27 protein-coding genes are annotated in these 25,920 nt (G+C 54.7%); 16 read left to right on the top strand and 11 right to left on the bottom strand.

Annotation, left to right across the window (positions count from 1 at the left end):
* From B3797_RS03360 to B3797_RS03350, 3 genes are all read right to left on the bottom strand, one after another.
* A partial coding sequence (locus B3797_RS03360) for a GNAT family N-acetyltransferase (RefSeq protein ID WP_311790376.1) occupies nt 1-248 on the bottom strand: 248 nt, incomplete at its 3' end.
* Between the two features lie 58 nt (nt 249-306).
* Complete coding sequence (locus tag B3797_RS03355; protein WP_311790375.1) at nt 307-1,140, bottom strand: glycosyltransferase family 32 protein; 834 nt, start codon at nt 1,138-1,140, stop codon at nt 307-309.
* 138 nt (nt 1,141-1,278) lie between these two features.
* A complete protein-coding gene (locus tag B3797_RS03350; RefSeq protein WP_311790374.1) occupies nt 1,279-2,232 on the bottom strand; it encodes a glycosyltransferase family 32 protein in 954 nt (317 codons plus the stop codon).
* A 289-nt stretch (nt 2,233-2,521) separates the two neighbouring features.
* On the opposite strand from B3797_RS03350, the gene B3797_RS03345 reads away from it, so the two are divergent.
* The 9 genes from B3797_RS03345 (at nt 2,522) to B3797_RS03305 (ending at nt 12,266) form a co-directional block, all read left to right on the top strand.
* Entirely contained in the window at nt 2,522-3,418 is an 897-nt protein-coding gene (locus tag B3797_RS03345) for an alpha/beta hydrolase (RefSeq protein WP_311790373.1), read from the top strand.
* A gap of 46 nt (nt 3,419-3,464) precedes the next feature.
* The gene (locus tag B3797_RS03340) at nt 3,465-4,157 is read left to right on the top strand and encodes a DJ-1/PfpI family protein (protein ID WP_311790372.1); all 693 of its coding nucleotides are present in this window, start codon (nt 3,465-3,467) and stop codon (nt 4,155-4,157) included.
* 461 nt (nt 4,158-4,618) lie between these two features.
* Complete coding sequence (locus B3797_RS03335; RefSeq protein ID WP_311790371.1) at nt 4,619-7,330, top strand: cation-transporting P-type ATPase; 2,712 nt, start codon at nt 4,619-4,621, stop codon at nt 7,328-7,330.
* Nucleotides 7,331-7,436: 106 nt separating this feature from the next.
* On the top strand, nt 7,437-7,715 hold the full coding sequence (locus B3797_RS03330) for a cupin domain-containing protein (RefSeq protein WP_311783434.1): 279 nt from the start codon (nt 7,437-7,439) through the stop codon (nt 7,713-7,715).
* A 300-nt stretch (nt 7,716-8,015) separates the two neighbouring features.
* Complete coding sequence (locus B3797_RS03325; protein ID WP_311790370.1) at nt 8,016-9,215, top strand: M20 family metallopeptidase; 1,200 nt, start codon at nt 8,016-8,018, stop codon at nt 9,213-9,215.
* 10 nt (nt 9,216-9,225) lie between these two features.
* Nucleotides 9,226-10,074, top strand: coding sequence for a transporter substrate-binding domain-containing protein (locus B3797_RS03320; RefSeq protein WP_311790369.1), 849 nt, complete (start codon nt 9,226-9,228; stop codon nt 10,072-10,074).
* 6 nt (nt 10,075-10,080) lie between these two features.
* Entirely contained in the window at nt 10,081-10,794 is a 714-nt protein-coding gene (locus B3797_RS03315; protein WP_311790368.1) for an ABC transporter permease subunit, read from the top strand.
* Between the two features lie 9 nt (nt 10,795-10,803).
* A complete protein-coding gene (locus B3797_RS03310) occupies nt 10,804-11,490 on the top strand; it encodes an ABC transporter permease subunit (RefSeq protein WP_311790367.1) in 687 nt (228 codons plus the stop codon).
* Nucleotides 11,487-12,266: an ABC transporter ATP-binding protein gene (locus B3797_RS03305; protein WP_311790366.1), complete on the top strand. Its 780-nt coding sequence runs from the start codon at nt 11,487-11,489 to the stop codon at nt 12,264-12,266. The genes B3797_RS03310 and B3797_RS03305 overlap by 4 nt, the downstream gene beginning before the upstream one ends.
* Nucleotides 12,267-12,410: 144 nt before the next feature.
* On the opposite strand, the gene B3797_RS03300 is transcribed toward B3797_RS03305, so the two are convergent.
* From B3797_RS03300 to B3797_RS03285, 4 genes are all read right to left on the bottom strand, one after another.
* Nucleotides 12,411-14,441, bottom strand: coding sequence for an acyltransferase family protein (locus B3797_RS03300; RefSeq protein ID WP_311790365.1), 2,031 nt, complete (start codon nt 14,439-14,441; stop codon nt 12,411-12,413).
* Nucleotides 14,442-14,745: 304 nt separating this feature from the next.
* Complete coding sequence (locus tag B3797_RS03295) at nt 14,746-15,159, bottom strand: ASCH domain-containing protein (RefSeq protein WP_311790364.1); 414 nt, start codon at nt 15,157-15,159, stop codon at nt 14,746-14,748.
* Nucleotides 15,159-15,956, bottom strand: coding sequence for an ABC transporter permease (locus B3797_RS03290; protein ID WP_311790363.1), 798 nt, complete (start codon nt 15,954-15,956; stop codon nt 15,159-15,161). The genes B3797_RS03295 and B3797_RS03290 overlap by 1 nt, the downstream gene beginning before the upstream one ends.
* Entirely contained in the window at nt 15,956-16,873 is a 918-nt protein-coding gene (locus B3797_RS03285; protein WP_311783425.1) for an extracellular solute-binding protein, read from the bottom strand. Before B3797_RS03285 ends, B3797_RS03290 begins: the two co-directional genes overlap by 1 nt.
* Before the next feature lie 301 nt (nt 16,874-17,174).
* On the opposite strand from B3797_RS03285, the gene B3797_RS03280 reads away from it, so the two are divergent.
* From B3797_RS03280 to B3797_RS03270, 3 genes are all read left to right on the top strand, one after another.
* Complete coding sequence (locus B3797_RS03280; protein ID WP_311783424.1) at nt 17,175-17,699, top strand: phenolic acid decarboxylase; 525 nt, start codon at nt 17,175-17,177, stop codon at nt 17,697-17,699.
* 606 nt (nt 17,700-18,305) lie between these two features.
* Nucleotides 18,306-18,713, top strand: a complete 408-nt coding sequence (locus tag B3797_RS03275) for a DUF2382 domain-containing protein (RefSeq protein ID WP_311783423.1) — start codon at nt 18,306-18,308, stop codon at nt 18,711-18,713.
* 25 nt (nt 18,714-18,738) lie between these two features.
* On the top strand, nt 18,739-19,725 hold the full coding sequence (locus B3797_RS03270; protein WP_311783422.1) for a YsnF/AvaK domain-containing protein: 987 nt from the start codon (nt 18,739-18,741) through the stop codon (nt 19,723-19,725).
* Nucleotides 19,726-20,208: 483 nt separating this feature from the next.
* Here B3797_RS03270 and B3797_RS03265 read toward each other — a convergent pair whose 3' ends face one another.
* Complete coding sequence (locus B3797_RS03265) at nt 20,209-20,766, bottom strand: thioredoxin (protein WP_311790383.1); 558 nt, start codon at nt 20,764-20,766, stop codon at nt 20,209-20,211.
* A 291-nt stretch (nt 20,767-21,057) separates the two neighbouring features.
* Here B3797_RS03265 and B3797_RS03260 point away from each other — a divergent pair, with 291 nt between their 5' ends.
* The 3 genes from B3797_RS03260 to ahr all read left to right on the top strand — a co-directional run bounded on the left by B3797_RS03260 (nt 21,058) and on the right by ahr (nt 23,068).
* Nucleotides 21,058-21,327 (top strand): hypothetical protein, encoded by a 270-nt coding sequence (locus tag B3797_RS03260; protein WP_311783420.1) that lies wholly within the window; start codon nt 21,058-21,060, stop codon nt 21,325-21,327.
* Nucleotides 21,328-21,441: 114 nt separating this feature from the next.
* Entirely contained in the window at nt 21,442-22,023 is a 582-nt protein-coding gene (locus B3797_RS03255) for a flavin reductase family protein (protein WP_311790362.1), read from the top strand.
* 28 nt (nt 22,024-22,051) lie between these two features.
* A complete protein-coding gene (gene ahr, locus B3797_RS03250) occupies nt 22,052-23,068 on the top strand; it encodes an NADPH-dependent aldehyde reductase Ahr (protein ID WP_311790361.1) in 1,017 nt (338 codons plus the stop codon).
* A gap of 33 nt (nt 23,069-23,101) precedes the next feature.
* Here ahr and gstA read toward each other — a convergent pair whose 3' ends face one another.
* Nucleotides 23,102-23,704 (bottom strand): glutathione transferase GstA, encoded by a 603-nt coding sequence (gene gstA, locus B3797_RS03245; protein WP_271153266.1) that lies wholly within the window; start codon nt 23,702-23,704, stop codon nt 23,102-23,104.
* 247 nt (nt 23,705-23,951) lie between these two features.
* On the opposite strand from gstA, the gene B3797_RS03240 reads away from it, so the two are divergent.
* The gene (locus tag B3797_RS03240; protein ID WP_311783416.1) at nt 23,952-24,485 is read left to right on the top strand and encodes a sterol desaturase family protein; all 534 of its coding nucleotides are present in this window, start codon (nt 23,952-23,954) and stop codon (nt 24,483-24,485) included.
* Here B3797_RS03240 and crtB read toward each other — a convergent pair.
* Complete coding sequence (crtB, locus tag B3797_RS03235; protein WP_311783415.1) at nt 24,424-25,353, bottom strand: 15-cis-phytoene synthase CrtB; 930 nt, start codon at nt 25,351-25,353, stop codon at nt 24,424-24,426. The genes B3797_RS03240 and crtB overlap by 62 nt on opposite strands.
* Nucleotides 25,346-25,920 (bottom strand): phytoene desaturase family protein (gene crtI, locus B3797_RS03230; protein ID WP_311790360.1); only part of this gene is annotated, 575 nt, incomplete at its 5' end. The genes crtI and crtB, both read right to left, overlap by 8 nt.

Genomic DNA, 25,920 nt, shown 5'->3' with positions numbered 1-25,920 from the left:
AAGCTAAAACCGCCAAAGCCGATAATCTCGTGCGGCGCATGCCGCCGCGTCAGCGCCATATTGCCAAAGCCGTGTTGCTGCCAGTGCATTATCCAGCGATCCAGCAGCAGCTGCGCCTCGTCCAGGTTAGCCAGCGGCCCGGCGGGATTAAAGGTATTAGTGGCCGGATCGCCATAAATACGCATCAGCGTATCCCTGTCCTGCACGCTAACCGGGCGCAGGATTAATCGTTCGGAAATTAACGGCATTTTTAATCCCTGTGGCGACGATGTCCCGCTGTTATCCGCACATCATCATAGCCTGTTATTACGCGCTGCGTTGCAGAAGCAGTTTGCCCATCACGCTGTCGCGCTCAAGAATATTCAGCCTGCGCGCCAGGGGCAAAAAGCGACGATCGTCGTTGGTGAGTTTAATCAGTCTGGGATGCGTAGCCGGTTCGCGAACGCAAAGTAAAAACAGCGACATCTTCAGGCTGTCCCAGTGGAAAACGTCCTGATAGAAGAAGGCGGAACTTTCGCACTTTTTCAGGTAGCAGCTGAAGCCGGGCTGCTCGCGCATCACAATCTGACAGAGAAAATTGATAATGATATAGCTGCCGCGATTGATACCCTGGCGGATTTGCGCAAAATCGCTGCGCCGGGTGATTTGCGCATAGTACTCATCAATGCCAATCTGCGTAAGCGGCATAATCAGCTCAAGCCAGCGGGTGATAAAAGCATTGCCGGGTGGGGAGGCAAGGAACCAGGCCTCAACCACGGGAAAGGCTTTATCCACCGTGGTGCCGTCGCTGTAATAGCCGACAATATCGTAACCGCTACGCTGATGCACCCATGAGAAATCCTGATAAACCAGCGTCGAGCTGTCGACCCAGATGCCGCCATACTCTTTCAGCAGGGCGAGGCGGATAACATCGCCTTTATGCGACATGCCGATCTGCGCGTAATCAAAGCGCAGCCACGGCAGAAACTCCTTTACGGATTCACGGTTCAGCAGATGGATCTGGTGGTCAGGGTTCATCTGCGCCATTCTGGCGTGAAACGCCTGGATAAAGTCGGGCGGGGTAATGTCGTCCCAGTACATCCAGATCACTTTCGGAACAGAGGGAGCATCTACGCTGTTCTGGCGGCCAATATCCTTCACGTCGTTTTCGTGCGCCTCTGAATAGGCGAGATCGGGAAAACGAAAAAGGTGAAGCTTATATAAAACATAAAGCAGAAGAAATTTCGCCGTCCTGAGATGTCGTTTCAGCTTTTCCATTTTTATTACCCTGCTTATGGATTAATGATTCTGCTGTTCCAGCATTAATTTCCCCAGAATGCTTTCCGCATCGAGGATACGCAGTTTACGAGCCAGCGGTAAAAACTGGCGATCGCTGTTGGTCAGCTTAATGAGTTTTGGATGCGTTGTCGGCTGGCGCGTACAGAGTAAAAACAACGACATTTTCAGGCAGTTCCACTTAAAGACGTTCTGATAATAGAAGGCCGAGGTTTCACACTTTTTCAGATAAAGGTTAACGCTTTCCGTTTCACGCATGGCTATCTGACAAAGATAGTTTGTCGTCAAATAGCTGCCGCGCGGAATGCCCTGTTTAATGCGCTCGAAGTCTGGGCGATCTTTAATACGATTGTAATAGTCATCGACGCTGATTTTCGTCAGCGGCATGATCAGCTCCAGCCAGCGGCTGACAAATTCGTTTTCAGGCGGGGCGCACATAAACCAGGTTTCGATCACCGGGAAACGCGTATCCTGCGTATTCGCCTCGCTGTAGTAGCCCACCATATCGTAGCCGCTGCGTTCATGCACCCAGCTAAAGTCCTGATAGACCAGCGTCGAGCAGTCGACCCAGATGCCGCCGTAGCGTTTAAGCAAAGCAAGACGAATAACGTCGCTTTTATGCGCCAGCCCGATACCCTGAAAATCGAAGTGCAGCGCAGGAAGATATTTACTCAGGCTGTGGCGGTCGAGCAGAATTATTTCATGCGCCTGATTTATCGCCTTCATTTTTTTATGGAAGGCCATGATATGATCAGGCGGGTTAGGCGTGTCCCAGTACATCCAGATTACTTTTGGGATAGTGGCTTTATCGCTGTCATATCTGGTGAGAATATCTAATGCCTCATTCTCATCCCTGTCTGAATAGGCAAGGTCGCTAAATTTGAATATTCCCAGACGAAACAGGGCGTAAAGACATAAAAAGCGCACAACCCTTATCTGGTATTTAAGGCGATCCATTTCACAACCTCTGATTTATGGCCTTGCTGGTGTCGATTGAAAGGAACGTCGGCGCACTCGTACTGACAAACGTCCGGCATCAAAATAAATAAAAGTCTGGTCGAATGCTGAAATTTAACGATCTGTGAAGTCGATTCGCAATCCCCGGCCCGGTAAATCAGAGTTTAGCTATCGGCTCTTATAAGCAGGGATAAAGCAATGTCGTGCGGATTGTTGAGAAAAATTCTCATTAGCATCGCTGATTTGTTAGTATGGCGAATCATTATTAACAGCTCAGGAAGGCGTTTACTTGAATATCCCCTCGAAGTTTTTCTCCGCTGCGCTGCTGGCGATCGGCGTCAGCTTAATCCCGGCGACGCAGGCGAACGGCAGACCCCTGATGGAACCTCTGGGCGACAATATTGCCGATCGCGGCTCGGCGTTTTACCGGTTCAGCATAAAGACCTTTAGCTCTGCCGACGGTCTGCGTCACTATAAAGTGTGGCTCGGCGTGCCAAAACAGACGCCGCCGCCGCAAGGCTTTCCGGTGCTGTTTATGCTGGATGGCAACGCGGCGATGGCGCGTCTGAGTGAGGATCGCCTGAAGCAGTTAGCGGGCAACAGGCCGCCGATGCTGGTCGCAGTAGGATATGACACCAGGCTGCCGTTCGACGTACGGGCGCGGGCGCTGGACTACACGCCGCCCGGCGGGCAGCCAGGCGATCCACAGCAGGAACGCTATCCCGGCGGCGGCAGTCATGCTTTTCGCAAGCTGCTGCTGAACCAGATTATCCCCTGGACAGAGAAACAGGGGCCTGGCGATCCGCAGCGACGCGCGCTTTGGGGGCACTCTTATGGCGGCCTGTTTGTACTGGATACGCTTTATCACGGCAGCGGGTTTACCCACTATTTCAGCGCCGCGCCGTCGCTCGGCTGGCGGCATCAGCGCATTGTCGAACTGGCGCAGCAGGTTCCGCCTGGCGCTTTAAGCGGCAAAGCCCTCTACCTGATTACGGGCGACGGGCAGAGCGACCGCGGCAAAGAGCGTAACGCTGCGCAGGCTGACGAGGCTCACCGCACGCTTATCGCCACGCTGCAAAAGAGCGGCGTCAGGCTGCATCAAATAGGTTATCCTGGTCAGACGCATGGCGAGCTGCTGCCGTCATCGCTTGAAGCGGCGCTGAATATTATCTCCGGCGCGGAATAAATCGCGCCTCGTTCTTATTACCTGCTCTCTGCTAAGGATCGCTATTATGACAACGCCTCTGCATATCGGTTTACTGCTTTTCCCTGACGTGACGCAGCTGGATCTTACCGGCCCTTTCGAAGTTTTTGCCCGCACGCCTGGCGTGGTCTGCCATCTGGTCTGGAAAGAGATAAAGCCGGTGCGCTCCGATCGCGGCCTGACGCTGTTGCCTGACTGCACGTTTAAAGACTGTCCGCCTCTTGATGTGATCTGCGTACCGGGCGGCCCGGGTCAAATCGCGCTGATGTCTGATGAGGAAACGCTGAGCTTTTTGCGGCAGCAGGCACAGCATGCGCAGTTTATTACTTCTGTTTGCACAGGATCGCTGGTACTGGGGGCTGCCGGTTTACTGCGTGGTTATCGCGCGACTTCGCACTGGAGTTCACGCGATCAGCTGGCGCTGTTAGGCGCCGAACCGGTCGATGCGCGCGTCGTGCGCGATCGCAACCGGCTGACCGGCGCGGGCGTCACCTCCGGCATCGATTTTGCCCTGACGCTGGTGGCAGAGATACGCGGTGACGACGTCGCTCAGGCGATTCAGCTACAAATGGAGTACGACCCTGAGCCGCCGTTTCATGCGGGATCGCCGCAGTCAGCCACGCCTGAGCAGCTCACGACCGCCCGCTCGCAGATGGCGGATTTCATCGCCACCCGGCGTCGTGCAACCGAACAGGCGGCACAAAATCTCGCTCGGGATTAGCGAATAAAAGAAGAGGGTCGGGCAGCTGTCTGGCCCTCTTGTAAATAAAACGCTGAGTTTTAAATATGTTTATCTGCCGTTTAAAAGGCAACGCCTGGTTAAATACGCAAAATTAATAAGGTTATTTTGGCCATGGTTTTTGCGCCGTTAAAATAAATTCCGAACAAAAATAAAATATCTGGCTCACAAAAAATTATCAACGACGCAATATGTCAATCAGCCTGTGGCGCTGCTAGCTGCAACTAAATCAGTCCTTTGATTTTTAAAATTTTTCCTAAGGTTATGCTCATCTTGTTTTGAATGAGGCGCTGGTGGCGTGAAAATTAATTCGGCTACAGCGCCACGGAATTAAAACCACAAAAATATGACCTGAATCAGTAACCGCTTATTTAACTTATCGCACTATGCTGGCCCATTAATTTAACTGCGCCCAAATTTCCGGTTTCCTGTATGGAGTGAAAATGAATAACGACCGCAAGACATTGCAAAATGCCGCTGCTAAAGCGCGGCCGTGGTATCAGCATCAAAGCGAAGACGTTTTTGCCGGGCTACAGAGTTCTCCGCAGGGGCTGACCACTGACGAGGCGCAGGCGCGGCTGGCGGCACACGGCCCTAACACGCTGCCGCAAAAGAAAACGCAGCCGGCCTGGCTGAAGTTTCTGGCTCACTTCAACGACATGCTGATCTATATTCTGCTCGCCGCGGCGGTAATTACGGCGGTGATGGGTCACTGGGTCGATACCTTTGTCATTCTCGGCGTTGCTGTCATTAATGCTTTTATTGGTTTTATCCAGGAAAGCAACGCCGAGAAGTCATTGAAAGGCATCCAGAATATGCTCTCGAACGACGCCGTGGTGATGCGAAGCGGCGAGATTATGCGGGTGCAGGGCGAGGCAATCGTCCCTGGCGATGTGGTTATGCTGCGGCCCGGCGATCGCATTCCTGCGGATCTCCGGCTGTTTGAGGTGCATAACCTGCGCGTAGAAGAGGCGATTCTGACCGGTGAATCCACCGTGGTCGCGAAATGCAGCGACGCGCTCGAGGGTGAAAAAGCGCTGGGCGATCGGCTGAACCTGGCTTTTTCCGGCACCACCGTCAGCTCGGGCACCGCCTCCGGCGTGGTTATTGCTACCGGCCGCGACACCGAGCTGGGGCACATTAACGATATGATGAGCCATATCGAAACGGCTAAAACGCCGCTGCTTCAGCAGATCGATAAGCTGGGCAAAGCGATTTTTGCGGTAATTCTGCTGATGATGGCCGGACTCTTTATCTTCGGCTATCTGCTGCGCGATATTCCGCTGGCCTCGCTGGCGCTGTCGGTTATCAGCCTTGCGGTCGCGGCGGTGCCGGAAGGGCTGCCCGCCATCATCTCCATTATCCTTTCGCTGGGCGTGCAGTCGATGGCGCGTAAGCAGGCGATTATTCGCAAGCTACCGACGGTCGAAACCCTGGGCGCCATGTCGGTGATCTGCTCTGATAAAACCGGCACGCTCACCATGAATGAAATGACGGTGAAAGCTGTCGTGCTGGCGGAGAGCCACTGGCGCGTCAGCGGCGACAGCTATGAGCCTGTCGGGGAGATCCTGGCCGAAGCGCCGCACAGCACGCTTTCCGCAGCGCAGCATCCGGTTATGACGCGCTTTCTCTCTACGATCGATATCTGCAACGAAAGCCAGATCCAGCAGGATGCGGCGGGACGCTGGCGCATCGTCGGCGGGCCGACCGAGGGGGCGTTGAAGGTGCTGGCGGCGAAAGGGGGCGTGGCGGCACAGGAGCAACGGCTCGTCAGTAAGCTACCCTTCGACTCGCTCTATAAATATATGGCGGTAAGCGGCGAAGCGGACGGGGAGGCCTGGGTGTTGATGACGGGCGCGCCGGACGTGCTGCTGTCGCTCTGCGCGCATCAGCAGACTTTACGCGGCCCCGAGCCGCTGGATCGTTGTTACTGGGATGCCGTCATTACCCGCTACGCCAGCGAAGGGCTGCGCACCGTGGCGGCGGCATGGAAGCGCGTACCAAAAGCGATCGCCTCGCTGGATCACAACGATCTGCGTCAGGACATGGTGCTGCTGGGCCTCGCCTGCATGATGGATCCACCGCGCCCGGAAGCCGTTGCGGCAATTGATGAGTGCCAGCAGGCGGGCATCCGCGTCAAGATGATCACTGGCGATCATCAGGAAACCGCGATGGCGATAGGGAAGATGCTGGGCATCAGCAACAGCGATAAAGCCCTGACGGGCCACGATCTGGAGCATATGAATGAGAGCGAGCTTTCCGAGGCGGCGCGCCAGTATGACATTTTCGCGCGTACCAGCCCGGAACATAAGCTGCGCCTGGTGAGGGCGCTGGCCGCCAGCGGCGAAGTGGTCGGCATGACCGGCGATGGCGTGAACGATGCGCCTGCGCTGAAACAGGCCAGCGTCGGCATCGCGATGGGTATTAAAGGGACCGAGGTGACCAAAGAGGCCGCCGATATGATCCTCGCCGATGACAACTTCGCGACTATCGCAGCCGCGGTAAAAGAGGGACGCCGGGTCTACGATAACCTAATCAAAACGATCTTGTTTATTATGCCGACCTGCCTGGCGCAGGGACTGCTCATTATTATCGCTATCCTGATGGGGAATTTGCTGCCGCTGACGCCGGTCCAGATCCTGTGGATGAATATGGCGACCTCCGCCACGCTCTCTTTCGGCCTGGCGTTCGAAGCGGCGGAAGCGAATGTTATGCGACGACCACCACGCGACGTTAGCGCGCCGGTAATGGACGGGTATGCCATCTGGCGCATGGTCTTTGTCGGGCTGCTGAATTCCTTTAGCGCTTTCCTTCTCGAAGCCTGGCTGCAAACGCGCGGCTATGAGCCGGAATTTATCCGTACCGTGTTATTACAGACGATGGTAACCGCGCAGTGGGTCTATATGCTGAACTGCCGCAGCAACGACAGCTTCTCGCTCGATTGCGGCGTGCTGAAAAACCGCGGCATCTGGCTGGTAAGCGGCGTGCTGGTGGCGTTACAGGCGCTGATTATCTATCTGCCGCTGATGAATACGCTGTTCGGCACGCGTCCGCTGCCGTTTAAATACTGGCTAATCGCCTTTATCGTCGGCGCAGCGATCTTCTCCGTCGTCGAAACCGAAAAGCAGCTTACCCGCCGCTGGCGGCGCGGCTGAATGCCGCTGGAAACGCCCTGTCAGCAGGGCGTTTTACCAACTGGCCGGAGCGGGTTACCGCAGTTATGCTTGTTTCAGCGCACTTTCACTACTTTAGGGTGATCTTATGCAAGAACAGATATTTCGTGACCAGCTTAAAGCGGAGGGCTTTAGCGAGCTGGTTATCGTGACGCGCGAACCACACGGCGTGCTGGAACGTCACTGCCATCCGTTTGAAGCCAAAGCGCTGGTGCTTGACGGCGAACTGACCATCCATACTGACGCTGGCGAGCAGCGTTATCAGCGGGGCGATGTCTTTCATCTTGCGCTGAATCAGCCCCATTCGGAGATCTTTGGCGCACAAGGCGTGCGTTATCTGGTAGGCCGCAAACCGGTCATTCTCTGAGGCTACGCTGCTGTCGCGCTGTGCCATTGCCTGAAAATCAGCGGCTTTGTGCAGTAACAACATCAGGCATTGTGATGACCGGTGAGGGATTATTAATAATCTTTCTGATGCGCTGCATTCACATTCAGATTTGCCGCTGTTTGATTTAATTGATTGAAAATTAATACTTTTCTGTAAAAAGTCGCGCGTTGCTTTCTGCTTTCTGCTGTGAATAAATAAAGCCAGCAAACACAACAACATAGCCAGCGGCCCGATCCGCTGCGCCCACAGCCCGCCAAAAGGGCACTCCGCAGGCGAATCATGACTGATAAAAAAGCAATGCTGGCCAGGGAAATTAGCGCCAGAGCGGCAGAGATTGAGCCGCAACTGATCGCCATACGGCGCGATATTCATGCCCATCCAGAGCTCGGCTTCGACACGGGGCGTACCGCTGACATCGTTGCGGCCTGGCTACGCGAGTATGGATTAACGCCGCAAACGGGTATCGGCCGAACCGGCGTCATGGCCGATATTATCGGTGCGCAGCCGGGTAAAACGCTGCTATTGCGTGCCGATATGGATGCGCTGCCGATCCAGGAGCAGACCGGCCTGCCTTTCAGCAGCACTATTCCAGGCAAAATGCACGCCTGCGGACACGATCTGCATACCGCGACGCTGCTTGGCGTCGCAGCCATCCTGCCGCGTTACCGCCAGCAGTTAGCAGGCAGGGTGCGGCTAATCTTCCAGCCAGCTGAGGAAACGCCGGAAAGCGGCGCGGAAGCGATGATCGCCGACGGCGCTGCCGAGGGCGTTGACTGGGCCGTCACGTTGCATAACAAGCCGGAGCTGATGGCCGGGGAAGTGGCCCTGACGCGCGGCGGCAGTACCGCGTCGAGCGACGAGTTCGACGTGCGTGTGTATGGCATCTCTACCCATGCCGCGCGGCCCCATATGGGCGTCGATCCTATCGTTGCTACGGCGTATCTGATTGGCCAGCTGCAAACGCTGATCTCGCGCGAACGCGATCCGGCTCACTCCGCTGTGCTGACTATCGGCCATATTCAGGGCGGCACCACCCATAACATTATTCCTGACAGCTGCCTGCTTCAGGGCACCATCCGCACCAAATCGCCACAGGTACGCGCCGATATGGAGGCCTCCTTCCGACGCGTATGTGAAGGGGTCGCGCTGGCGATGAACGTGCGCATTGAGGTTGACTATCTGCGCGGCGTGCCGCCGCTGATGAATGACGATCGACTGATTGATGCGCTGGAAAGCATCCTTTCCCATCAGTTTGGCAAACCCGTTGTCGCGAAACCGAGCGACAGCTTCGGCGCGGAAGACTTTTCACTCTTTACCGAGCGCGCGCCGGGCTGCCAGATCCATATCGGTTCCGCCACGCCAGGCCGCAACGATCATCTGCATAACTCCGACTATCAGCCGGATGAGCGCAGCATTGCCGTCGGTACGCAGGCGCTGGTGCGCCTGGCCGTCGATCTGCTTACTAACAATAACAACTGAGGATCTCACTATGATGATGCGCAAAGGTCTGTTCACGGCCACGCTGGCGCTGGGTTTACTGGCTGCGCCGGCACTCAGCCAGGCAAAAGATTTCGGCACCCTGAAGTTCGCCACCGAAGGCAGCTATCCTCCGTTTAACCAGACCACGCCGAACGGCAAGATCGTCGGCTATGAACCTGACATCGTGGCTGAGCTGGCGAAGCGCGTCGGCTTTAAATATGAAATCAGCGCCCAGAAGTGGTCAGGCTTAATCCCAGGCCTTATCGACGGCAAATATGACGCCGTTATCGACGCGGTGACGGTCACGCCGAAACGCGCCGAAGCCATCGACTTTACGCAGCAATACACCGTCAGCATCTCCAGCTTTGTTACTTCCAAAAGCTCGCCGCTGGCGACCCTGCCCGGCAGCGGCATCGTGGTGAAGGCTGATGACGCGGCGGGAATGCAGAAAGCGATCGATGAACTGAAAACCACGTTTAAAGGCAAGACCATTGCGGTGCAGGTCGCCACTATTCAGGCGGATTTCCTGCAGAAGTATCTGGGTGACGTCGCCACTATTCGCACCTACCAGGCGGGGCCAGAAACCTTTGCCGACCTGATGAATGGCCGCGTAGACGCGGTAATGGCGTCACGTACCAACCTCAACGCCTTTGTGAAGAAGCATACGGATGCCATTAGCAGCAGCGGCTATGGCTTTAGCGGCGGCCTGCTGGGTGCGGGATCGGCAATTGGTCTGCGCAAAGGTAACGCTGAGCTGAAGGGGGCGCTGGATGAAGCGCTCTCCGCGATGATTAAAGATGGCACGCTGAGCAAGCTCTCCGTGAAGTGGTTCGGCGAAGACGTCGCGCCGAAAGCCTGATAGCCCATGTTTATGCAAATTGACTGGCAGCTGATTGGCTTCGGTGACGAGGGCTGGGGCGGCGTGCTGCTGAGCGCCGCCACGGTGACAGTGACCGTTTCACTCTGCGCCTGGCTACTGGGCAGCCTGCTGTGCTGGATGCAGATTGCCGGTTCGCGCTGGCAGCAGCGTCTTGCGGCGGGCTATATCACGGTGTTTCGCGGCGTACCTGAGCTGCTGGTGATCTACCTGTTTTACTTCGGCGGTCGCCAGGTTATCTCCTCGGTCGGTACGGCGCTGGGCATGCAGGGGCCTTTTGATATCAACGGCTTTATCGCCGGCGCTATCGCCATAGGCCTGATCTCTGGTGCCTATCAGAGCAGCGTATTTCGCGGCGCGTTTTACGCCATTCCAGGCGGCACGCTGGAAGCGGCGACGGTGACGGGCATGGGGCGGCTAATGCTGTTCCGCCGCATGATCGTGCCGCAGGCGCTGCGCACCGCGCTGCCGGGAATGGGCAATCAGTGGCAGTCGGTGATTAAGGAGTCGGCGCTGGTTTCAGTGACCGGGCTGGTAGAAACCATGAACCAGATCACCACGGCCGCCAACTCCACGCAGATGTCTTTTTTCTTCTACAGCGTCGGCGCCGTGATCTATCTGATTATTACAACCTGTTCCGACTGGGTCTTCCGCGCCGTCGAGAAGTTTGCGATGCGCGGCCAGCAGCGCGCCAACGTGTAAGGAAAGCCAATGGATATCCCTTTTTTGCAGGAAACCCTGCTGGCGCTGCTCAAAGGCTTGCCGCTGACCATTAACCTGGCGGTGCTGTCGCTGCTTGGCGGTGGCCTGCTGGCGCTGGGGCTGAACCTGCTGCGTCAGACGCGCGTCGGCAGCTACTTCGCCCGGCTTTACGTCTGGCTGTTTCGCGGCACGCCGCTGCTGATTCAGATTTTTATGATTTATTACGGGCTAGGCAGCCTGCCGGCGGTGCGGGAAAGCGTGCTGTGGCCGCTGCTGCGCGATCCTTACTGGTGCGGGTTGCTGGCCCTTATCCTTAATGATGCGGCCTATACCTCGGAGATCCTGCGCGGCGGCCTGAATGCGGTCAGTCGCCAGTCGCTGGAAGCGGCCAGAGTATGCGGCATGCCTTCGCATAAGGTATTTACCCGCATCACGCTGCCCATCGCCATTCGTCAGGCGCTGCCCGCTTACAGTAATGAAATCATCTCTATGCTTAAATCCACCTCGCTGGTCAGCACCATCAGCCTGATGGAGATGACCGGCATCGCCGACTCTATTGTCTCCTCTACCTTTCGCGCGCTGGAAGTCTTCCTCAGCGCTGCGGCGATCTATCTGCTGCTCAGCATGCTGGTGAGCAAAGGCGTCTCGGTGCTGGAGCGACGCCTCTCCCCCTATTATTTTGGAGCACGTTCATGACCCAACCAACCATTATGCTGAGCCATCTCAGAAAGAGCTATGCGGGACATGAAGTGCTGCACGACATCAGCCTGACGGCACAGGATGGCGATGTTATCTCTCTGATCGGCGCCAGCGGCTCGGGCAAAAGCACGCTGCTGCGCTGTATTCCTTTTCTTGAGGTGCCACAGGCGGGCGTTATCGCCGTGGGCGAGAACAGCGTAACGCTGGATAATCCCGACGAAAGACTTAATCGCGCGCAGCGCCAGCGTATCAAGCTGATGCGCATGCAGCTCGGCTTTGTGTTTCAGAGCTTTAACCTCTGGCCGCATAAGACGGTGATGCAGAACATTGTTGAAGCGCCGGTGCATGTACAGAAGCGAAACCTGAAAGAGGCAACGGAAGAGGCGGAGGCGCTGCTGCACAAGGTAGGGCTTTATGCGAAACGCGACGCCTGGCCATCGCAGCTGTCGGGCGGCCAGCAGCAGCGTGTGGCGATTGCGCGCGCGCTGGCGCAGCAGCCGAAGGCGATTCTGTTTGATGAACCAACCTCGGCGCTTGATCCGGAGCTGGTGGGTGAAGTGCTGCGCGTGATCCGCGGGCTGGCGGAGGAGGGCCGCACCATGATTATCGTGACCCATGAAATGGGCTTTGCGCGCGACGTGTCGAACAAAGCGGTGTTTTTGCATCAGGGAATGATTGAAGAAGAGGGCGCGCCAGAGCAGGTTTTCCTTGATCCCATTTCGCCGCGCTGCCGCGCCTTTGTTAACAGCCATTTCCAGCGTAATGCAGGTTAACAGACCTAAAGGCTAATCAATATCTTGCGATGGAAAGTCAGAAGCCATAATTTTTAAAATTAAGGCTTCTGACAGGCCGCTGTCTGAAAGCAGCGGCAATAATAATTTGTTTTTCAGAACTTGCTCACCTGACGCAGCCTGAGCTTAATGATTAAACGGGTTTCCGTATCTCTGTAAATATATGTCTCCAAAACGATATGAAGCGTAATCTGTCAGATGTCCTACATCACGATATAAAGGTATGCCGTCAATCTGACTGATACACTGGCCATTCGGGCACTGAATAGCCTTAGGATCAATAATCATTAAAGAGGGGTATTCTTTTTTTAGTTGAGTAAATAGCGACGCTATATATGGCTCCTCATCAGGCAGCGCTCTTGGTTCATTACACGTTTCGCGAACAAAATCTGCACGTTTCACTGCCTGGCGGCTGATGCATTCCTGATACCCGGACGGCATAGGATAAATAGTCTTGATGAAGACAGGACGTGCGCCAGAGGCAATAATGATATCAAGTGCTTCTCTCACAGCCTGATTCATCCTCGATTTAGACAAGGCGTCCGAGCGGTTATCATTGATATTATTAATCAGGTAAGGGCCATTGGCGTACTGTTCCCATATCTCGCCTATTATTACATAGTTATAATGATTTTGTTTAATCAACTGGAAATAATGCTGAGTCCGATCGTGACATTCTGAGTAAGGCTGATTTTTATAAATCCACCAGTCAAATTGCCAGATTCCAGGAAGCGTAAGGCATGATGAAGCGCTTAAAGCGCTTACCCTGATATTTGCCGCTTTGGCTAATACGTCAAAGAAACCCCAAAAATGATTGGAGTTTGAATCACCAATCATCAGTGCGGTGCGTGCGCTTTGAGTATTACCCAGCTGACAACTACCTGGGTCATTACTATTATTGAGGCAACTCTCTCTGCGACCGGCTTTAGCCAGATATTGGTCAAGAACATGTTGCTGACGGGCGTAACTTGCGCCAAGGCGTGCAGGAAAGCCTCCATGTTTCACGGCAAGAGTGTAGAGTCCGTTAAAAATTAATAAAGGAACCAGGAACAAAATTAAAAACGTCCATTTGAAGGATAAACGTTTCTTTCTGAGTGGAGCCTCAATAAGATAATAGCTGCCAGCTGAAAGAGCGATAATGCCTGTTAACGAGAGAATCAGAGAATAACCAGCAAGGTTAATACCAAGATAGCGACAAAATGCAAAAACGGGCCAGTGCCACAGATAAAGAGAGTAGGATAAACGACCGATCAGAACGAGCGGATATAACCCCAGCAGCCCCGATATGATTTTCTCCTGGTAATTGCCTGAAAAAAGCAGCACAGCAGAAGCCAGCACAACGGCCAGTGTCCAGAAGCCAGGGTAACTGTTAAGAACACCCTTCTGAAGGGCGATGAGCAGAAGCGTAATAAGTGAAAGACCACCGAGCACAGACAAAATGCAAGGACGCGCAAAGGAAATGAGTCTGCTAAGAAGGAAAACCGAACCTCCAGCAGTAAATTCGAAAGCCCTCGTCGTGAGAAAATAATAGACTCCGCCGAGTGATTTATGACTAATGACCATAGATAAGCCACTCAAAATAACAGTGACAGCTAACCAGGTTAAGGTTGTATAAAGCCCCTTTTTTTGCGGGCCTTCCACCACCCAATGACTACGCTTCGCCAGGTAAAAGCTGGTTAACAGAACCGGTGGAAGGAAAAGGTACCACTGCCATTCTACCGATAAAGACCATGTATGAAGCAGCGGGAAATATTGGCTTTCTGGGGAGGAGTAAGCAACAGACTGCTTTGCGAAGTACTGATTTGAGAGAAAAAGGCTGGTGTATTTTGCGCTTTTAAGAAAATTAAGATAATCAGGAACGACATATAAAATTGATGCAGCAAGAAGTGTCGCTATTGATACCAGAATCAGAGCTGGCTGGATACGCCACATGCGGCTAACAAAAAAGCGGCTCAATGAAAAGCGCTTTTCTTGTATCTGCGTAAGAATAATGCCGCTAATCAGGTAACCCGATATGACGAAAAAAATATCTACGCCAATAAACCCTGAGTTCAACCAGTCTGGATTTGCATGAAAGACAATAACAAAAATAACAGCGACGGCGCGTAACCCATCGATATCAAGACGATAACGAGAGTTGGTCTGGCTTGCGTTCATAAAAGCTCAAGTCATAGTTTATAAAAAGTAAAGGCGGATTATATTTGAATCCAGCACTGATGCCACTCTTTATTGCCTGAGCTTTAAGTTAGCGAGCCAGCTCTTCATAGTAGTATTAAGATGCAAGTTCTTTATTGGCCCTTCGCCCGGTTAACAATAGAAGCGCAGTCTGGCAGACAGATTTACCGTTTGCGATGTGAAAGTTACCAACTTAATCCAGTTACTGTAATGTCGGCAACTTTGCAAAATCACACTACTCTGCTGACTCTGGCCTGTCGAAAAAGGCCCACTGTTATCGCCCGGGCTACACCACCTCGATCAGCTGAAAAGTTTCAAACACCAGCTCCATCTCTTGATGAAAGGTTCCTTCACTTTGGAAAAAGCGCTGATGCTCGCGACGCCAGCTTTCCAGGCTGAGATCGTCTTCGCCTTCCAGCATCGCCATTTCCGGCGTCACGCGGTCAAAGCGAGTTAAGAACAGGCCCGTTGTGCGGACGACGCAGCGCGGCTGACCCGCGCCATCCAGCACAATGCTGTAGCCGCCAGGCTGCGGCTTCGCCTCGTCCTCACTCCACGACTGCAGCGAGCCACAGCTCGCCACTTTTTTACCGGCAATCACCAGCGTAACCAGACGATCGGCCAGTTCGGCTGAGTCGCCGAACGCCCATACGTGCGCCTCAGGATATTTATCGGTTAACTGCTCCAGCGAAACGGACATCAGATCACTCCCGATCGGGTGCGCCGCGGCTGCCTGTCGCGCGCGTAGCGACGTACAAGCGCAAAGCAGGCCAGCGGCAAGGGTAAGGTAAACAACAACAGCAGCCACAGCAGCACGTACACCGCATCGACGCCATCATTCTGCAAATTGTTGTAGAGCTTAACCGGAATGCCCTGCGGGAAATAGGCAAAGATCATCACAATGCCGAATTCGCCGATAGCCCGTACCCAGGCCAGCGCTACCGCCGAGGCCAGGCCTGGCGCGGCGAGGGGCAGAGAGAGCCGAAGAAAACGCTGCCACGGTGACGCGCCCAGCGTGCGGCCTGCTTCCAGAATAGCAACAGGTACGGCGGCAAAAGCGGATCGCGCCGCCGTAATAAAGTAGGGCAGTGCGCCATACCACTGCGCCAGCACAAAGGCGGCAGGATTATTGACCAGTGCGATGCCCAGCCGCGCCAGCAGCGAGCCGGCCGGCCCGTATGGGCCATAAGCGCTAACCAGAAGAATGCCCATCGCCAGCGGCGGCGTCAGCAGCGGGATCAGCACCAGAAGCTCCACCACCGCCCGCGCTTTACCTCGCGCCTGCGACAGCCACCAGGCGACGGGCAGACCGCTCACGATAATCAGCAGCAGGGCAATAAGTCCCAGCCCGGTCGACGTCACGATAGCGTCGCCGTCGCCCCAGGCCAGATGGAAATTCCGCCAGTGCGTAATGGCAATCAGCGTCAGAAAAGGCACTGCCAGCATCAGCAGTGCTGGCAGCGATAACCATAACGCGGTAGAAGGAGAGCGCTTCATTACGGGTAAATCGCATCACCTTTAGGCGCGGCGTAGCCATTCTGCTGGAAAAGCGCCTGTCCCGATTTGCTCAGCATAAAATCCACAAAGGCTTTACCCGCTGCTTCCCCGTGAGGCGCGTTTTTCAGCACCGCCGCATAGTAAACCAGCGGCTGAGTATGCAGCGTTTTCTCCTCGCCTTTGCTGTCTTTAAGGGTAAAGCTCACGGTGTCGTACCATTTTTTGGCCTGCGCCGGATTGCTCAGATTGATTTCGTCCGGCAGCGCGACATAAGGCAGATGCGCAGAGATCACTTCGCTTTCGTAACCCGCTGCGGCGTCTACCTGACCGCTCTCCAGCCGCGCCAGCAGGCCGCCTTCCAGATGCGTTTGCGCCGGATTCTGTACGCCACCCATAATTTTGTCGGCAGCGCCCGGCTTGTGGTAATACTTCTCCGCCAGCAGCAGGGTGAAGACGATATTCTGACCTTTAGGATCGTTGACCGGATCGGTGCGGCCGAACTTCAGGCCCGGCGTCGCCAGCACTTCAAGCCAGCCTGCATCGTTCGCTTTCGCCGCGGCGGCAAATTTTTGCGCATACGGGCCTTTCGGACTGTAGGCGATCACCATACTGGTGCTGGCGACCGGCACCGCGTTATCGATCAGGCCTGCGTCCTTCAGGATCTGCATTGGCCCTGGCGTGATTGAGACAAAGACGTCGGCGGTGATTTTTTTGCTCGCCAGCAGGCGCGCCATGCCGTAGGCGCCCTGGCCTTGTCCCTGATAGCTGCCGTGGTTCGCTTTGGCGAACGCCGGGCCTAAGCTCTCATCCATCACCTTACCCATAGAGCCTGCGTAGGTAACGCGGATATCGGTCGCCATCGCCGAGGCGCTGCAAATAGCGCCGCTCACCAGCGCTAAAAGCACTAACTTTTTCATTTGGTTACTCGTTATAAAGAAAAATAGATAACGATTATGGTAAGCCTGCCGCTGTCAGGCAAGCATCTGCTGTGCGGAAAGAAGGAAAAGAGAGAGGCTCTGAGGAAAAAGCCGCGCTGCGTTGAGGGAGGGTTTAGCCTTTTTGCCTTTCTGAGTTCGCCCTGACGTTCATGCAAGTGGTGAATAGCTGATCCTCATCAATAATAAGTGAGCCGGTTAAATATTAGCATCCACTGCTTCACGAGAATGCAGCTCTGGGCGCCGGGCCAGCGTTCTTCTTACTGCTAACATGAGGTAAGCCATGTCTATTGCTTCGATTAACGAGTCATCCCGCGATCTTTCGCAGTTTGTCGGGACGCATTTTGTCTATACCTACGATAACGGCTGGAAATATGAGTGGTATGCACGCAATGAAACAACCTGCGATTACCGCATCCATAAGGGCCTGGTAGGCGGGCGCTGGGTAACGCATCAGAAGATGAATGCCGTACAGTTTGCGCCTGGCATCTTTAAGGTTGACTGGCATGAACCAACCGGCACCTGCGTCAGCCTGCTCTTTGATTTAAACCGCAAGCTGCTACACGGCACGATTTTCTTTCCGCAGTGGATTGCCGGTGAGGGCCAGCACCCTGAAAAGACCATCTGCTATCAAAATGAATTTATAGAGGATATGCATCGCTTCAGAGATGAAGGGCCTGCCTATCCCTACGTCATCATTCCTGAGTTTGCAGAAGTAACCTATATGAAAAATGAAGGCCCGGACAATGACAGCGTAATTGACCGCGCGCCAGGACAATTGCCAGAGAGTTTTTTTGACGATAAATAATTAATCCGCTCTGCCGCAATGCGCCATATACAGCGCCCCGGCGGCAGGGCGCTCTGCTTTTCATTAAGCTAAGCTGTCCTGCTAAACAAAAGACCTCCACCGCAACCTGTTCCACATTTTACTCATGGATTTTAGCCTTTTTCTGGACGGTTAATATCAGCCAGTAATTATTAAAGTCATTCAATCAAGGCTAATTTCTGGTCACAGACGTAATTACTAACGCGCTGACATATTTTTACATATTCTTTATGCTGATTATTTTTCTCTATATATAAAGTTACTGTAAATCATCAGGTTGGGTGGGTTTTTTGGGTGGCGTAGCTAAATTAAAAATTTTATGTGGTAGGAATTTTCCTGAATTAGCACCGCGCGTCAGGAGGGCTTAATCAGGCAATAAGTCGTTGGCTGGGCTGAATAATTTATCATTCGCAATATTTTTGCTTTTATATCCCCTGGTTCGGATTTTTAATTATTTTAGTTTTTTTTGCCGTCTGGCTTGCAACGGCTGGGTTTTGATTCACACTTAAATTTCTTTAGTTGTAAATGCTTTTGATTTGATTATATCAGGGTGTTTATTTCAACCGGGCATTTCATTAAGGGTGAAATATGGCTTCTTCTTCAAACAAAGACAAACATCCACATGCAAAAGAGGAAGTTTTGCATCTGGCTGAAGAAAAGCTGACCGTATCGCGGGAAGAGGTTCTGGATAGCTATGTCACTGTTAAACGCCAGACTTCTACCCATCACGAGCCAGTAAGTCTGATGTTACGCCGGGAAAATGTTGAGGTCACGCATGTGCCGAAAAACGAGCGCATTGCGTCTATGCCGGATATCAGGGAAGAAGATGGCGTCCTTATCGTTCCAGTGGTGGAAGAAGAGGTTGAAGTGATTCGCAGGCTGGTTTTGAAAGAGGAGTTGCATATCCGGCGAACGCAGGAAGAGGTTCCCTGGGAGGAGACCGTTTCATTACGTAAACAGCATGTCGAAATTGACCGGAAAAAAGACGACACCTAAAGCCATCATCACGCAGGAGGAAATCATGGCACACGAAAAGATCGTAACGATGTTCAGTACCCTGGCACAGGCAGAAGGCGCAAAGCGTAGCCTGATTAAAGCGGGTTTTGCAGAGCACGATATTGATGTGATTTCTGGCGAACGTCTGAAATCGGAAGGACACGAGGCCCGTCATCCTGGCTTCTGGCAGCGTCTGTTCGGCAACTCAGTAGATGAAGAGCAAAGCGGCGTGTATGAAGATGCGATGAACTCAGGCAGCGTCGTACTGACGCTGCGCGCCAATGAAGATCAGCTGCCGCGTGCCTACAGCGTGCTCGATGCGCATGATACCGGTGAACTGCCGCCAGGAAATGGACTGGGGCAGGATGACGGTTACACCGTTTCAGCCGCGCAGACTACTTCGGGTGTAAACAGCGGCGTGACTGAGCCGGTTCGTACCTCTCTGACCGGCGATGAAAGTGAAGAAGAAGTGCTGCGCCTTGCCGAGGAGCGTCTGGAAGTCGGTAAGCGTCTGGTCAGCGAAGGGACCACGCGCGTGCGCCGCTATACCGTTACCGATCAGGTATCGGAAGACATTTCTCTGCAGGAACAGCATGCCGATATTTTCCGCCGTTCAACAGGCAATCTGGCTGCAACGGGTGACGTTGACTGGGAAGAGAAAACCATCGAAGTGGCGGAAACGCATGAGCAGCCGGTAATTAACAAAACGGCGCATATCAAAGAAGAAGTGGTGGTTCGCAAAGATCAGAGCGAGCGCGTTGAAAACATCACTGATTCTGTCCGCCGCCAGGAAGTGGATATCGACCACGCGGATAACACGCTCGCAGCAGACGCGCCTTTAACAGGTGGCACCACTGCGAAAACCGCTGGTACCACCGGCGCTCTGAACCCAACTACGGGTACCACCGGCGCTCTGAACGAAACCGATGCTGATGGTCGCATCGTCGAAAGAAGCGGTGTGGCAGGGGTTGAGGACAAGGATAAAGTCGATCCGCTGCTGAAACGTCCGTAACGCGCGTTTATTCAGCCTGTCGGGAGACCGGCAGGTCTGAATTAGAACAGCTGCAGCGGGGAAGTCGACGCATTTGCCCTGGTGTTGGCTCGCTGTCGACCTCCCCGTCTGCACATATCAATTTATCGGCATCGCAGCTAGTTTCAGTAGTTTATTATATTGCCAGATGTAACCGAAGCCTGCCGCGCGCTTCGTTGTTTATTTAACCTGCGTAATTGCCTGATCGAACAACCATTTCAGTGGGCAGGCGAAACGGTATAACAGCGAATTTTTACTCTCTGACGCGTTTTGTCCAAAAGGCGTCTGAAAGAAGCAGTGATGTAGCGATATGTTAAGTTTTTCAGCGGTGATATGAGGAGGTAAAAGATGTCAGAACGTCCCGATACAGAACCCTTACCGGACGATGTAGAAATACCTGCTTACGAAGATGACGACACCGATCAAACCTTTAATTCGCCTGCGGAATAAGCAGGCGAAAACCCATCATGCCATTAAGCGTTTAGCCCACTCGCTAACCTCATCGCCGCTGCCCATATCAGGCTGAATAAGCCCGTTAATCATAAAACCAGGCGAGACGTGCACGCCGTTTTGTCGCGCATATTTACAGTGCCATTTAATCTCATTTTGCAGTTCTGCTCGGTCGAAAGGCGCACGAGCGTCAATGCCGCTGTACTGCTTTAAGCGCTCAACAATCTCTTCAGGCGTGGTTTGCATATTCGGCCCGCGGCAGTGGTCGATAAATTCAAAATCTTCACGGTGATCGGCCACCGCTTTCAGCACCGCTCTGGCAGCTTGTTTCCCTTGCGGCAGCGTCGAAGCGGCAAGAATATATCGCACAATTACGCCTGAATAGAGATGCCACGGCTGCGAATGCAGACGAATTTTTAGCGTCATTTCATTTTCGCCAACGTATTCAAGCAGCGCATCAAGCTTATTAAACGCGCGGACGGAAAACGGGCAGGTAGGCTCCAGAAAAACTTCGAAAACGCGCGGTCCATCTCCCCAGATCAGCGGATCGGCATGCAAACGTTCTGTACTCATCATGACTCCTGTTCCCTCTCGAATAATGGCTTCTGCGAAAGCTGGTCACTCACTTTCGGCTGGCGCGACGCCGGTGCTAAAGCAGTGGGCCAGACCGCGGTTTACCACGAAATCCTCTTCATTTCTGAAAACGCTTTCACTGTGATAATCCCACTATGTAAAAGTCGCCGAAAGCCCGGCGATACGACTATAGTTAATGCCAGATTAACATTAACTCATCCGCAGACGTTTTGTCTGCGCAGTAAAAGTTATAACAGCTCCCGAGCCGGAAAGGGCTAGAAGAGGTTGATTTTGCTTACTAATCTTTCCTGGAAGATAATCCACGATGTCATAAACAAGACTATCGAAGAGATGCTGGACGAGCAGCAAACGCTGAACGTACTCTCGCTGCGCGCGCGGCTGAGAGAGCTGGCAGAAAGCGAAACGGACGAAATTATGGTGCTGTGTTACTGGCAGGCCAGCAAAGTCCTGATGCGGCTGCCCCCCACAGTGACGGCCGATCAGCTGATGACCGCAGCGCGCCACGCTTTCCGCACGCCGTTGAACCACGATCTCTTATAAAAATGGCCCGGCACGCAGCGGTAAACCTCAAATAGCGAAAACGCGTAAAGTAAAACGTTTACAGCAATTTATGATGTGCAAAGCAGTGTGCGTCAATTTCAGTAAGGAATCGATATGTCGCATTTCCAACCGGTGGCGCTTCAGCACGCCAGCCGCCTGCTTAACCATGGTCCTACCATTCTGATTACCAGCCAGCATCCGCAAACGCAACGCCGCAATGTGATGGCCGCCGCCTGGTCTACACCGGTAGAGTTCACTCCGCCGCGCGTGGCTATTGTGGTGGATAAAGCAACCTGGTCGCGCGAGCTGATCGAGTCGAGCGGTGCATTTGGCGTCTGCGTCCCGGCTGCTGCCTTTGCCGATCTGACCTATGCCGTAGGCAATACCTCAGGACGCGATCACGATAAATTCGCCGCCTATAACATTCAGGCCATCAATGGCCCCGAGCTGGGCGTGCCGCTGCTGGAAGAGAGCTGCGTCGCCTGGCTGGAGTGCCGGCTGCTGCCGGCAACAGAAGCGCAGCAAAACTACGACACGCTGTTCGGCGAAGTTGTCGCGGCGGCGGCTGACAGCCGCGTCTTTTATGAGGGGCGCTGGCATTTCAGCGCCGAAAGCCGCGCACTGCACACTCTGCATCATCTTGGCGGCGGGCAGTTCGTGACGGTCGCGGACAGCTTTAGCGCCAAAATGCCCTGAGCGCATTCACTATATCAGCGAGGAAAGCATGAAATTTAAAAGTTACGCAGTGATGAAGGCTGGAGAAGCGCTTCAACCTTATGAGTACGATCCCGGCCCGCTGGCGGCGGAAGATGTCGAAGTTGAAGTCGATTACTGCGGCGTGTGCCACTCCGATCTGTCCATGATCGATAACGAGTGGGGCGGCTCGACCTATCCGCTGATCGCAGGCCATGAGGTGATTGGCCGCGTGGTCGCGCTGGGCGACAGCGCCAAAAATAAAGGGTTGAACATTGGCCAGCGCGTGGGCATCGGCTGGACGGCCAAGAGCTGTCAGCACTGCGACGCCTGCATCAACGGCGAGCAGGTAAACTGCGTAAACAACAAAGTCTCTACCATCAACAATCATGGCGGTTTCGCCAGTCATCTACGCGCTAACTGGCAATGGGCGATCCCGCTGCCGGAAAACCTGGATCCCGCCACCGCAGGCCCGCTGCTGTGCGGCGGCATCACCGTCTTTAAACCGCTGCTGATGCACAACATTACCGCTACCAGCCGTGTTGGCGTAATCGGCATTGGCGGACTCGGCCATATGGCGATTAAACTGCTGCGCGCGCTCGGCGCGGAAGTGACGGCGTTCAGCTCGTCGCCCTCTAAAACCGAAACCATTAAGCAGATGGGTGCGGATTACGTCGTTAACAGCCGCGATCCGGAAGCGCTGAAAAAGCTGGCGGGCCAGTTTGACCTGATTATCAGCACCGTCGCGGTCGATCTCGACTGGCAGCCCTATTTCCAGGCGCTGGCGGCGAAAGGCAAGTTCCATACCGTCGGCGCAGTGATGAAGCCGTTTGAGGTGCCTGCGTTTACGCTTATCACGGGCGATCGCGCGGTTACTGGCTCATCTACCGGCTCGCCGGGTCAGCTGCGTTCGCTGCTTCGTCTGGCGTCGCGCGCGGATATCGCGCCAACCGTGGAATACTTCCCGATGTCGAAAATCAACGACGCGCTCGATCACCTGCGCGCCGGTAAGGCGCACTATCGCATCGTGCTGAAAGCGGATTTCTGATTGAAGAGCGCGCCCGTCGGGCGCGCTGTTTTATTACAGCAGACCTTCCGACTTCATGGCGGCGATCACAGACGGGCGCTGCGCATGGGTCGCAGCAAAACGTTGCAGCGCCGGCCAGCGATCCAGGCTGAAGTCAACCACGCGGAACCAGCTCAGCACGTTGAAGAGATACGCATCGGCAATGGTGAAATGGTTAGCGTAAAGGAAGCTGTTATCGCCCAGCGCTTCCGCCAGCCAGTCAAGGCGTTTGGTCAGCGTGGCGGTTGCCGCCGCCTTCCACTCTGGCGTTATGGCTGGATTAAAGAAAGCGCCGATACCCTTGTGCAGTTCGGTTGAAATAAAGTTCATCCACTCCAGCACCGCATAGCGCGCTTCGCCGCTTGCCGCCAGCAAATTACTTTCCGGCTTCAGGTCTGCCAGGTACTGCGCGATTACGGCGCCTTCGGTCAGTACGTGACCATTATCCAGCTGCAGCGCCGGCACATAGCCCTTGCTGTTGATCGCCAGAAAATCTTCGCCTTCTGCGGTACGTTTGGTTTTCAAATCCACCGCGACGGAGGTATGCGGCAAACCGGTTTCGTGCAGAATGATATGGGTAGTCAGCGAACAGGCGCCCGCTTTGTAGAAAAGTTTCATCTTGTTGTAATCCCTGTTTTGTTTTTTTGCCGCCGCAGTCTACGGCAGCGCAGGCCGCTCGCGCCATTGCCTTTTGTGCTAATGCCGGAAATTCACCGATTTTGCATCGCGCGGCGGCGCGGATAATGCGGTTAAACCCTGCGGCGAATTACAGGCCATAGCCTAGACTTAAGGTTCGCCTGCGGGATGCCGCAGCTGATGAGGGCCAGCTGGCGCTGGCTTGCAGGATGCACTGACGGGAGAGATTATGCTGTGGTTGTGGAATACTTTGATTGTGTTGCTGACCGTCGTCGCGATGGAAATTACTGCCGCGCTGTCGCACAAATATATTATGCATGGATGGGGATGGGGCTGGCATCGGTCGCATCATGAGCCGCATTCCGGCTGGTTTGAAATCAACGATCTTTACGCAGTGGTATTCGCCTTACTGGCGATTGCGTTGATCTACCTGGGCAGCCGCGGCGTCTGGCCGTTACAGTGGATAGGGGCAGGCATGACGCTCTATGGGCTGCTCTATTTTATCGTGCATGACGGCCTGGTCCATCAGCGCTGGCCCTTTAAGTACATTCCGCGCCGCGGCTACTTTAAACGGCTCTATATGGCGCATCGTATGCATCATGCGGTGCGCGGTCGGGAAGACTGCGTTTCATTCGGCTTCCTCTATGCGCCGCCGCTGTCAAAATTACAGGCGACGCTGCGTCAGCGACACGGGCGTCAGGCTAACGCGGACGCTGCCAAAGCTCAGCCGGACGCGGCGGCGAAACGGCCGCCCGAGATTTGACCGCCTGCGCCGCGCCAGCCGCCAGCAGCAGGAGCTTCTCCTGTTTGCTGGTGGACTGGCGGCAATCCCAGGCGGTTTCCCCCGCGCGATACACCTTTACCCCGATGCGCCGATAGACCTCTTTCGCCGTAGCAATCGCCCAGGCGGAGCGCAGCGGCAACCCGGCGAGTCCGGCCGAGGCGGAAGCGTAGTAGGGCTCCGCCTCGCTCACCAGACGGCGCGCCAGCCGCGCCAGCGCTGGGCGATGATGGCGATCGGCGAAGTGAAGCCGATCCAGTCCGGCCTCCTCCAGCCAGCTTTCCGGCAGGTAACAGCGCCCGACCCGGGCATCTTCGACAATATCGCGCGCAATGTTGGTCAGCTGAAAGGCGATGCCGAGATCGCAGGCGCGATCCAGTACGGCCGCGTCGCGTACGCCCATAATCTGCGCCATCATCAGTCCTACCACGCCAGCGACGTGGTAGCAGTAGCGCAGCGTATCCTGAAAGGTTTCATAGCGCGCGCCACGCACGTCCATGGCGAACCCCTCCAGATGATCGAAGGCGTAAGCCGGAGAGATATCATGGGCGAGCGCCACCTCCTGAAAGGCGGCGAAAGCCGGTTCATGCATTTGCGCGCCCGCATAAGCCTGGCGGGTTTTAAGTTCCAGATGAGCCAGCCGCTGCTGCGGCGTTTGCGTCGAGGGGAGGTCGCCAGGAAAACCCAGCTGCTGATCGTCAATTACGTCGTCGCAGTGGCGGCACCAGGCGTAGAGCATCAGCACGCTGCGGCGCGTTTTCGCATCAAACAGCTTAGACGCGGTGGCGAAACTCTTTGAGCCTACTTCCATCGTCTCTACCGCATGGTGCAACAGCGTCGGATTATTCATGCAGATCCTCCAGCATCAGGCTTGCGGTCGCTTTGGCTGAGCCGATCACGCCAGGAATGCCTGCTCCAGGATGCGTGCCTGCGCCAACCAGATAGAGATTGCGAATGTGACTGTCGCGGTTATGCGGCCGGAACCACGCGCTCTGCCGCAAAATCGGTTCAACGGAAAAGGCGGAGCCCTGATAGGCATTAAGCTCGTCGCGAAAATCGAACGGCGTAAACATGCGGTGCGTTACCAGCTGGCTGCGCAAGCCGGGCATATAGTGCTCTTCCAGATAGGCGAAAATGCGATCGCGCAGGCGCGGCCCCTCTACGCTCCAGTCAAGGTCGGCGGTGCCAAGATGAGGAACCGGCGCCAGTACGTAATAGCTGCCGCAGCCTGGCGGCGCAAGCGAGGGGTCAGTGACGCAGGGCGCATGCAGATAGAGGGAAAAATCCTCCGCCAGTCCGTCGTGGTTAAAGATTTCGTCAATCAGCTCGCGGTAGCGCGGGCCGAAGCAGACAGTGTGGTGCGCCAGCTGATCGTGATGATGATTCAGGCCGAAATAGAGCACGAACAGCGAGTTGC

It is taken from the genome of Pantoea sp. UBA5923 (assembly GCF_002431095.1).
GTDB classification, from domain to species: Bacteria; Pseudomonadota; Gammaproteobacteria; order Enterobacterales; family Enterobacteriaceae; genus Pantoea; species Pantoea piersonii.
Note: the sequence above shows the minus strand (reverse complement) of the source record. Positions and strands in the feature narration are given on the sequence as shown.

Excerpts from the sequence above, each read along its gene's own strand:
- B3797_RS03350 (WP_311790374.1), bottom strand. The coding sequence starts at position 2,232 with ATGGATCGCCTTAAATACCAGATAAGGGTTGTGCGCTTTTTATGTCTT.
- B3797_RS03340 (WP_311790372.1), top strand. The coding sequence starts at position 3,465 with ATGACAACGCCTCTGCATATCGGTTTACTGCTTTTCCCTGACGTGACG.
- B3797_RS03335 (WP_311790371.1), top strand. The coding sequence starts at position 4,619 with ATGAATAACGACCGCAAGACATTGCAAAATGCCGCTGCTAAAGCGCGG.
- B3797_RS03330 (WP_311783434.1), top strand. The coding sequence starts at position 7,437 with ATGCAAGAACAGATATTTCGTGACCAGCTTAAAGCGGAGGGCTTTAGC.
- B3797_RS03325 (WP_311790370.1), top strand. The coding sequence starts at position 8,016 with ATGACTGATAAAAAAGCAATGCTGGCCAGGGAAATTAGCGCCAGAGCG.
- B3797_RS03320 (WP_311790369.1), top strand. The coding sequence starts at position 9,226 with ATGATGATGCGCAAAGGTCTGTTCACGGCCACGCTGGCGCTGGGTTTA.
- B3797_RS03315 (WP_311790368.1), top strand. The coding sequence starts at position 10,081 with ATGTTTATGCAAATTGACTGGCAGCTGATTGGCTTCGGTGACGAGGGC.
- B3797_RS03310 (WP_311790367.1), top strand. The coding sequence starts at position 10,804 with ATGGATATCCCTTTTTTGCAGGAAACCCTGCTGGCGCTGCTCAAAGGC.
- B3797_RS03305 (WP_311790366.1), top strand. The coding sequence starts at position 11,487 with ATGACCCAACCAACCATTATGCTGAGCCATCTCAGAAAGAGCTATGCG.
- B3797_RS03300 (WP_311790365.1), bottom strand. The coding sequence starts at position 14,441 with ATGAACGCAAGCCAGACCAACTCTCGTTATCGTCTTGATATCGATGGG.
- B3797_RS03295 (WP_311790364.1), bottom strand. The coding sequence starts at position 15,159 with ATGTCCGTTTCGCTGGAGCAGTTAACCGATAAATATCCTGAGGCGCAC.
- B3797_RS03290 (WP_311790363.1), bottom strand. The coding sequence starts at position 15,956 with ATGAAGCGCTCTCCTTCTACCGCGTTATGGTTATCGCTGCCAGCACTG.
- B3797_RS03285 (WP_311783425.1), bottom strand. The coding sequence starts at position 16,873 with ATGAAAAAGTTAGTGCTTTTAGCGCTGGTGAGCGGCGCTATTTGCAGC.
- B3797_RS03280 (WP_311783424.1), top strand. The coding sequence starts at position 17,175 with ATGTCTATTGCTTCGATTAACGAGTCATCCCGCGATCTTTCGCAGTTT.
- B3797_RS03275 (WP_311783423.1), top strand. The coding sequence starts at position 18,306 with ATGGCTTCTTCTTCAAACAAAGACAAACATCCACATGCAAAAGAGGAA.
- B3797_RS03270 (WP_311783422.1), top strand. The coding sequence starts at position 18,739 with ATGGCACACGAAAAGATCGTAACGATGTTCAGTACCCTGGCACAGGCA.
- B3797_RS03265 (WP_311790383.1), bottom strand. The coding sequence starts at position 20,766 with ATGAGTACAGAACGTTTGCATGCCGATCCGCTGATCTGGGGAGATGGA.
- B3797_RS03255 (WP_311790362.1), top strand. The coding sequence starts at position 21,442 with ATGTCGCATTTCCAACCGGTGGCGCTTCAGCACGCCAGCCGCCTGCTT.
- ahr (WP_311790361.1), top strand. The coding sequence starts at position 22,052 with ATGAAATTTAAAAGTTACGCAGTGATGAAGGCTGGAGAAGCGCTTCAA.
- gstA (WP_271153266.1), bottom strand. The coding sequence starts at position 23,704 with ATGAAACTTTTCTACAAAGCGGGCGCCTGTTCGCTGACTACCCATATC.
- B3797_RS03240 (WP_311783416.1), top strand. The coding sequence starts at position 23,952 with ATGCTGTGGTTGTGGAATACTTTGATTGTGTTGCTGACCGTCGTCGCG.
- crtB (WP_311783415.1), bottom strand. The coding sequence starts at position 25,353 with ATGAATAATCCGACGCTGTTGCACCATGCGGTAGAGACGATGGAAGTA.